Source organism: Dolichospermum sp. LEGE 00246 (assembly GCF_015207865.1).
GTDB lineage: Bacteria > Cyanobacteriota > Cyanobacteriia > Cyanobacteriales > Nostocaceae > Dolichospermum > Dolichospermum heterosporum.
On record NZ_JADEWA010000259.1, the window covers coordinates 1 to 7,698 of the forward strand.

The 7,698-nt window shown below is 36.1% G+C and carries 8 protein-coding genes and 1 pseudogene; 8 read left to right on the forward strand and 1 reads right to left on the reverse strand.

The genetic code is table 11. The annotated features are described in order from the left end of the window. The coding region (locus IQ228_RS16480) for a hypothetical protein (RefSeq protein ID WP_193963577.1) at positions 1 to 187 on the reverse strand (187 nt) is incomplete at its 3' end. Between the two features lie 503 nt (positions 188 to 690). Here IQ228_RS16480 and IQ228_RS26695 point away from each other — a divergent pair. The 8 genes and pseudogenes from IQ228_RS26695 to IQ228_RS16515 all read left to right on the forward strand — a co-directional run. After that, positions 691 to 804: pseudogene (locus IQ228_RS26695) on the forward strand (ABC transporter permease); the annotation flags it as partial. A gap of 57 nt (positions 805 to 861) precedes the next feature. Further along, positions 862 to 1,926: an NAD-dependent epimerase/dehydratase family protein gene (locus tag IQ228_RS16485; RefSeq protein ID WP_193963578.1), complete on the forward strand. Its 1,065-nt coding sequence runs from the start codon at positions 862 to 864 to the stop codon at positions 1,924 to 1,926. A 238-nt stretch (positions 1,927 to 2,164) separates the two neighbouring features. Beyond that, positions 2,165 to 2,332: a hypothetical protein gene (locus tag IQ228_RS16490; protein ID WP_190383908.1), complete on the forward strand. Its 168-nt coding sequence runs from the start codon at positions 2,165 to 2,167 to the stop codon at positions 2,330 to 2,332. Between the two features lie 940 nt (positions 2,333 to 3,272). Next, complete coding sequence (locus IQ228_RS16495; RefSeq protein WP_027402536.1) at positions 3,273 to 3,884, forward strand: retropepsin-like aspartic protease; 612 nt, start codon at positions 3,273 to 3,275, stop codon at positions 3,882 to 3,884. A 158-nt stretch (positions 3,885 to 4,042) separates the two neighbouring features. Beyond that, on the forward strand, positions 4,043 to 5,326 hold the full coding sequence (locus IQ228_RS16500) for an ABC transporter ATP-binding protein (protein ID WP_193963579.1): 1,284 nt from the start codon (positions 4,043 to 4,045) through the stop codon (positions 5,324 to 5,326). Further along, entirely contained in the window at positions 5,323 to 6,036 is a 714-nt protein-coding gene (locus tag IQ228_RS16505; protein ID WP_193963580.1) for a cytidylyltransferase domain-containing protein, read from the forward strand. Before IQ228_RS16500 ends, IQ228_RS16505 begins: the two co-directional genes overlap by 4 nt. Beyond that, the gene (gene neuB, locus IQ228_RS16510) at positions 6,020 to 7,081 is read left to right on the forward strand and encodes an N-acetylneuraminate synthase (RefSeq protein WP_193963581.1); all 1,062 of its coding nucleotides are present in this window, start codon (positions 6,020 to 6,022) and stop codon (positions 7,079 to 7,081) included. Before IQ228_RS16505 ends, neuB begins: the two co-directional genes overlap by 17 nt. Positions 7,082 to 7,102: 21 nt before the next feature. Further along, a complete protein-coding gene (locus tag IQ228_RS16515; protein WP_193963583.1) occupies positions 7,103 to 7,567 on the forward strand; it encodes a GNAT family N-acetyltransferase in 465 nt (154 codons plus the stop codon). The last annotated feature ends 131 nt before the right edge of the window (positions 7,568 to 7,698 follow it).

The window sequence follows — 7,698 nt, forward strand, 5'->3', positions numbered from 1 at the left end:
TCATTACTCCCGGTTCGCTCATTTTTTTTGGAGTTCGAGAAATTGCCAAAAAAATAGAAAATCTAGGTTTCGTAATGGTTTTAGCGATTTCCCGAAATTTAGCTTGAACTACCCTCGGTGCTAAAAACTCTATTTTTATGCGAACTGCTTGCAGCAGCGCTTCGCTATCGCCTACGTCATAGTACATTTGAATTACAGGCTAAAACCCCTATTAAATCGTTCAGGTTTTTTCTAACTCAATTTAAAATAGGCGAACCGGGAGTCATTAGTCCGTTTTAACGGACTTGAGCTATGAGACAGGGAATTTATTCCCTGGCGGGTGTGGAAGCCAAACAAATAAGCCATCTGTAACCTAAGTTGACACCAATGAAGCTCTTGCTTTACCCCTACGTTTAGAATCAAACAATCAAGCCGTTTTGAGTATACTAATTAAATTTGTGTTATTCTACTATTCATCCCTTAGAGAATGGCGATCGCAAACCTGTATAAAATAAGAGTTACAAAAAATAGATTCGATTATTGTTGTCCGAGAGTGACAGAACAGGGATAGTATTGAACAGTGAGTTGGGCTTTGATGGTCTTTTTGATCTCAGTCCCTCCATGCAACCTTCTTATGATCTATTGTTTAGTTAGTGATCAGGAGGCCGAAGTGCAGAGAAGGTGTGAGCGAAATCGGATTTGGGTGGATAATCTCAGTTGTATTTGCCAGGTTTTATTCTCTCTATGGGATTAGTGTTTTTATTATTAGTAAGTGGGATTTGGTATTTTCGGAAGATGGAACGAACTTTTGCAGATGTTATTTAAGATCAAATTCTCAAGTAGATAGATATATTATTCAAAGACTTTAACCAAGAAATTTTGATGAAAAGATTACTTGTAACAGGCTCATCAGGTCTAATCGGCTCGGAAGTATGTTTATACTTTGCTGCTATTGGGTGGGAAATTCATGGTGTTGATAATAACCAAAGGGCGGTTTTTTTTGGATCTCAAGGAGACACACGCTGGAATCAACATCGGCTGCAAAACTCCATTAAAGGGTTTGTTCATCATGAAGTAGATATCCGCGATCGCCAAGGGGTGCTAAATTTAATTGAAAGTCTCCAACCAGATGCTATCGTTCATACAGCAGCACAGCCTAGTCATGATCGGGCAGCAGCCATTCCTTTTGATGATTTTGATACAAATGCAGTAGGAACTCTGAATTTACTAGAGGCTGCGAGGCAATTTTGCCCAGAATCACCCTTTGTGCATATGTCCACAAATAAAGTTTATGGCGATCGCCCGAACACAATTAAACTCAAAGAATTAGATACTAGATGGGATTATGATGATCCTATCTATCAAAATGGTATTCCAGAAACCTTTAGTATCGATCAATCAAAACATTCGTTATTTGGTGCATCTAAAGTTGCAGCAGACGTAATGGTACAAGAGTATGGACGTTATTTTAATATTCCTACTTGTTGTTTGCGAGGAGGGTGTTTAACTGGACCTAACCATTCAGGAGTGGAATTACATGGCTTTTTAAGTTATTTAGTCAAATCCAACTTAGAAGGTAAAGAATATAAGATTTTTGGTTATCAAGGTAAGCAAGTTAGAGATAACATTCATTCATTAGATGTAGCGCGGTTTATTGAAGCTTTTATTAAAAATCCTCGCATAGCAGAAGTGTACAATCTTGGAGGAGGTAAGCAAAATAGCTGCTCAATTCTAGAAGCATTCACTTTAACTGAAAAATATAGTAGTAAAGCGATGCTTTCTACTTACGTATCAGAAAACCGCATTGGTGATCACATTTGCTATTATTCCGATTTAACAAAAATGCGTGAACATTATCCTCACTGGGATATTACAATTTCCTTAGAAGAGACAATTAAACAGATAGTTGAATCTTGGCAACAGCGATTAAATACAGGAGATAATTAACAATGTATCAAAGTGATAATCGCTATACTGGTGAAGTTTTTGCCAGTGCGGTTTAGAACAGTCAAAAAACAAGGAAATGACTGGCTACAAAAATATACTGAATTAATTAGATGATCCAGTCTTGTATTATTAGCGGGCAAGATGCCCGCACCACAATAAATTTTAGAAGGCTGTTATTTCTGCTTTTGGACGAGAGTTTTGTAAAAATCAAGATATTCCCCTAAAATATCATCGTTTTTTGATTGATGCTCAGATTAAAAGAAATGAAGCTGATTATGATACTAGCCCTAATATTAGCCTAGAAGAAGCTCATGAAATGATCAATAACGCTGAAGAAATGTTAAATTTCTCTAGTCAATACTTTGACAGAAAAAATCATGAAAATACTTCAGATCAACCAATCTGATCCCAGTGGTGGAAAAGTTTTCAAAGTCTTATTTAATTGAGCTTGCGCTAGATGACTTTTTATTGGCAAGTTCCAGAGTCCACCGTATATAGAATATTCAATAAATGCCCCCATTAGTCTGAAGTTGTTGAAACTGATTGTTACTCTAGCTCAACCAGTACAGGCGAACTGCTTGCAGCAGCGCTTCGCTATCGCTCAAAGACTTGAAAACCATCCTCGAATATTCATTTAGTCTATCAAATACCCTTTTGTCGTCTAGAGTGGCGGTAATTGAGATCTGCTTTGTTTATCTTGAAAGCGATCGCTAATTGATGAAATCTCAAATTAGTCATTGGGGAAATTCTTTAACCTTCACTCTATAAATAAAATAAGAACATCAGATCCCCGACTTCTTAAAGAAGTCGGGGATCTGAAACTGTTGATCTTGAAGGCGATAGCGAAGCGCTGCTGCAAGCAGTTCGCTTAGTTAAATGAAACTCTTTAGCAGGTATCAATTATTCAGAGGAGTTAAGCAAAATATACTGGCAATAAAGATGACATTTGAATCAAAATCTCTGAACCTAGCGGACACTAATTAACTATGTGTTATTCTATTGTTCATCCATGAGAGAACAGCGATCGCAAACCTGTATAAAATCAGAGTTACAAAAAATAGATTCGATTATTGTTGTGCGAGAGTGACAGAACCGGATAGTATTGAACAGTGAGTTGGGCTTTGATGGTCTTTTTGATCTCAGTCCCTCCATGCAACCTTCTTATGATCTATTGTTTAGTTAGTGATCAAGAGGCGAAAGTACAGAGAAGGTGTGAGCGAAATCTGGAACTTTTTCTACAAGGCATCTAATATTGTCAGTAATTAGGCGATTAAAGAAATAAATATAATGGTAACTGAATATATAATCTGATCATGCCCAGATCCCCGACTTTCCTGTAGCTAAATATGAACGAAAAATACAATAGTGCCAAAGAATGGCGTAAAGCAAATTACCGAAAACTAAAACAATATCGTGGAGAATGGATTATTTACACTAAGGATGGTGTAATAGCTCATCACCAAGATTATAGAATCATGACACAGCAAATTGACCTTCAGAACTTAAAATCTTCTGACTACATCACTGAGCGGATCTACGAGAACGAATTTGTTGAGCCAGTGAAGTTTTTCCCAGTGCGTTTTAGAACAGTCAAAAAACATGATTGGCAGCCAAAATACGAAGTCTGTCTAACTTTTCAAAATTCTAAAATCCTGGAAATGCTTGTAGATTCTGGTTCGGATATTAGCCTAATTACATTTTATTTAGGCACAGACTTAGGATATGCCCTCTCTCAAGGAGAAGTTCTGAGTAATGGAGAAGGAGTAGGGGGGAGTGTACAATATGTACTCCGACAAGTTGAAATGCAGATTGATGATTATACCTTTTCTGCTCCTGTTGCCTGGTTACAAAGTGAGGATTGCCAAGAAGTTTTATTGGGTAGAGAAGTTGTTTTTGATTTATTTGATATTGAATTTAAACAAGCTGAAGAGAAAATCCTATTCAAATATAGAGGATAACTACTGGTAACTTATAAAAGAAGTGTATTATAAGTGAGCTAATAATATACTATGGGTGGGTAATTTGGCTACTTCTATAATTAAATGCTAAATTTAGCCTAATCTTGAGATATATAAGCCGTCAAATCAATAATTTTCAAATTGATAAATTAATACTTATGTCAGATACAGTTATTCGCGTTGAAAATCTCGGTAAAAAATATATTATTGGACATCAGCAGCAGGAACGTTATACTGCTCTGCGAGATGTGATTACTGATAAGGTTAAATCTCTTGGTAGTTTAATTAATCCTCAAGCTAAGAATGAAAATCCTGCCTTTGAGGAGTTTTGGGCTTTAAAGGATGTATCTTTTGAGATTAAACAAGGTGATAGAGTTGGAATTATTGGACGCAATGGGGCGGGAAAATCAACGCTATTGAAAATTTTAAGTCGGATTACAGAACCAACTACTGGAAGTATTAAAATTAAGGGCAGGGTTGCCAGTTTATTGGAGGTGGGGACTGGGTTTCATCCAGAGTTAACAGGGAGAGAAAATATATTTCTTAACGGTGCTATTTTGGGTATGGGTAATGAGCAGATTAAGCGGAAGTTTGATGAAATTGTGGCGTTTGCTGAGGTGGAGAAGTTTTTAGATACACCAGTGAAGCGGTATTCTTCGGGGATGTATGTAAGACTGGCGTTTGCGGTGGCAGCGCATTTAGAACCGGAAATTTTGATTGTGGATGAAGTTTTGGCGGTGGGGGATGCACAGTTTCAGAAGAAGTGTTTGGGGAAGATGGAGGATGTTGGGAAGGAGGGGAGGACGGTTTTCTTTGTTAGTCATAATATGGGAGCAGTAAGGCGATTGTGTTCTAGGGCAATTTGGTTAGAAAAAGGGCAAGTCAAAGCTTCTGGAAATTCAAGTAAACTTTGTGACGATTATTTAGCGCATGGTTCTTTATCCAATTCTGGCGTGATTACCTTTGAAGATGGAAAAAATATGGATTTACATTTTCTAAAAGTAGAAATGTTAAATTCATCTCAAGAATTGACTAACTTTTTCCGTTCCAATGAGGCAATTTGCCTCAAGATTTATTATAGATTAATGAAAGACTTATCAGGAACAACTATTGTAGTTAACATCTGTAGCATCTCAGAAGATAGTCTTTGGTCTGTAGCTGACTGGGATATTTATCCAGAACTTTTCGAGTTTCGTTCAAAGGGAGCTTGGATGGGAGAGTGGATTATCCCAGAATCTGTTTTAGCACCAGGAAGATATTTAATTGCGTTAGGAGCAGGTGATGGCTCAACTTATTATCATCATCCTCAAATGTTTGGATTAGAAATATCTAAGGAGGGAACATGGCGACCTTCTTGGATTTATTTTGGTGATAGAGTTAAAGGACTAATTGCAGCAAAAATGCAGGTTAAAGAACCATTATTGCTAGAGGACAATAAATGAAAATTATAGGGGTTGTCCCTGCAAGAGGAGGATCAAAAGGTGTTCCTTACAAGAATATTCGTTTATTAGGGGATAAACCGTTAATTGCTTGGACGATAGAAACAAGTCTAAGATCAAAAATTCTTGATCGAGTTATTGTTTCTACTGATGACTATGATATAGCAGAACTGTCTGTTAACGTCGGTGCAGAAGTACCTTTTTTGCGTCCATCTGAATTAGCTCAAGATGATACACCTGATTTACCAGTATATCTTCATGTTTTAGATTATTTAGCAAAACAAGAAAATTATCGTCCTGATATTGTGGTTTGGTTACGACCTACTTCTCCTTTAAGATTAGCGGAAGATGTGGAAAATACGGTTAATATATTAACCAGTAATGAGCAATTAGATTGTGTGCGATCAGTATGTCTGGCTGAACACCATCCTTATTGGATGAAAAAACTGGAAGATAATTGTTTAATCCCCTTCTTACATGAAATAGACGAAAATAAATTTTATCGCCGTCAATTATTACCTCCAGTCTATCGTTTAAATGGTGCAGTGGATGTAAGTTGGTGTAAGAATGTGATAGAAAAAAAACAGTTATATGTTGGAAAAATGGCAGGTTATATAATGCCACCGGAAAGAAGTGTCGATCTTGATAGTGAGTTAGATTTTGCTTTAGCTGAAGTTTTATTAAATCGGAGAAACAATGAATCAAACAATTAAAATAGGCGATCGCCTAGTGGGAGATGGTCAACCTTGCTTTATTATTGCCGAAGCAGGAGTTAATCATAATGGAGATTTAGATTTAGCTTATAAACTCATTGATAAGGCTGTAGAAGCTAATGCAGATGCAGTCAAATTTCAAAGTTTTATAACAGAAGAATTAATTACTCCAGATGCTCCAAAAGCTAATTATCAAGTTGAAACTACTGGTGAAGCTGGGAGTCAATATAAAATGTTGAAATCTTTAGAGCTTAGTGCTGAAGATCAAGCAAAACTAAAAACATACTGTGAAAAAGTGGGAATAATTTATATATGCACTCCCTACGAAAACCATAGTGTTGATCTTTTAGATAAAATTGGGGTAACAGCGTTTAAAATTGCTTCTACAGATACGACTAATATTCCTTTTTTGCGTTATGTTGCCAGTAAACAACGTCCAGTAATTCTTTCTACAGGAATGTCAAATCTTGCGGAGGTTGAACAGTCCGTTAATAGTTTACAAAATGGTGGACTAAAAAATAATTTTGCTTTACTGCATTGTACTTCTGAATATCCAGCACCCATTAATGAGGTTAATTTAAGGGCTATGTTAACTTTAAAAACAGCATTTAATTGCCCTGTAGGTTTTTCAGATCATACCCCCAAAATCGGTGCTAGTCCTTGGGCTGTGGCAATGGGAGCTTGTATTATTGAAAAACATTTTACTCTAGATCAAAATATGTCAGGACCAGATCATCGAGCGTCTCTCGAACCTAATGAGTTCAAGGAGTTAGTGGAAACTATTAGAAATGTAGAATTAGCAATGGGTGATGGTGTAAAGCAACCGATGCCAAGTGAAATCCCTAATAAGCCAATGCTGCAAAAAAGTCTAGTGACTAAAAAAGCGATTAAAGAAGGGGAAATTATTACGGTTGATGACTTAGTTTGTAAACGTCCAGGGTTAGGAATATCGGCTTCTTGGTTTGATAAAATTATCGGACAAAAAGCTAAAAATGATTTACCCAAAGATAAAATCTTACAACTAAGTGATTTTGATTGGAATTAAACTGAAATTTATTACCCTACAATGGATCATAAACAATATCTGGAATTTCGTCTTTTAACTTCTCACTTAAAAAAGCCTTTAGTGAGGTTTTTTCAAATAATTCAACAAACAGAAATCCCTCAATATTTTCATCCTCATCCTTTTACAGAACAACAAGCTCATCAAATAACTCACTATCAAGGGCAAGACTTATATTACGCTTTATTAGAAGAAGAAAAAATAATCGGATATGGGATGTTGAGAGGATGGGACGAAGGTTATACAATTCCTAGTCTTGGTATTTGTTTAGCACCCGAATCTCAAGGAATAGGTTTAGGTAGATTATTTATGTTCTTCCTTCATGCTGTGGCTAAAAAAAAGGGAGCAGAAAAAATTATGCTTAAAGTATATCCTGAAAATCAATTAGCTTTTAATTTATATCAGAAACTAGGCTATTCTTTTAAAGAGAAAAAAGAAGAACAATTGGTGGGGTTTATCGAATTATGATAATTTACGTTTCTTCAGCCTGTTCAAGTAAAAAAAATATCAGAGAAGCCATAGAAGAATTAGCTCAATTAGGGATTAAAAACATTGAACTAACAGGAGGAACTATCTATTATCAAGATTATGAAAAAGAT

Bases quoted from the DNA above. Each gene is read 5' to 3' on its own strand.
- IQ228_RS16485 (WP_193963578.1), top strand. From the start codon at position 862: ATGAAAAGATTACTTGTAACAGGCTCATCAGGTCTAATCGGCTCGGAA.
- IQ228_RS16495 (WP_027402536.1), top strand. From the start codon at position 3,273: ATGAACGAAAAATACAATAGTGCCAAAGAATGGCGTAAAGCAAATTAC.
- IQ228_RS16500 (WP_193963579.1), top strand. From the start codon at position 4,043: ATGTCAGATACAGTTATTCGCGTTGAAAATCTCGGTAAAAAATATATT.
- IQ228_RS16505 (WP_193963580.1), top strand. From the start codon at position 5,323: ATGAAAATTATAGGGGTTGTCCCTGCAAGAGGAGGATCAAAAGGTGTT.
- neuB (WP_193963581.1), top strand. From the start codon at position 6,020: ATGAATCAAACAATTAAAATAGGCGATCGCCTAGTGGGAGATGGTCAA.
- IQ228_RS16515 (WP_193963583.1), top strand. From the start codon at position 7,103: ATGGATCATAAACAATATCTGGAATTTCGTCTTTTAACTTCTCACTTA.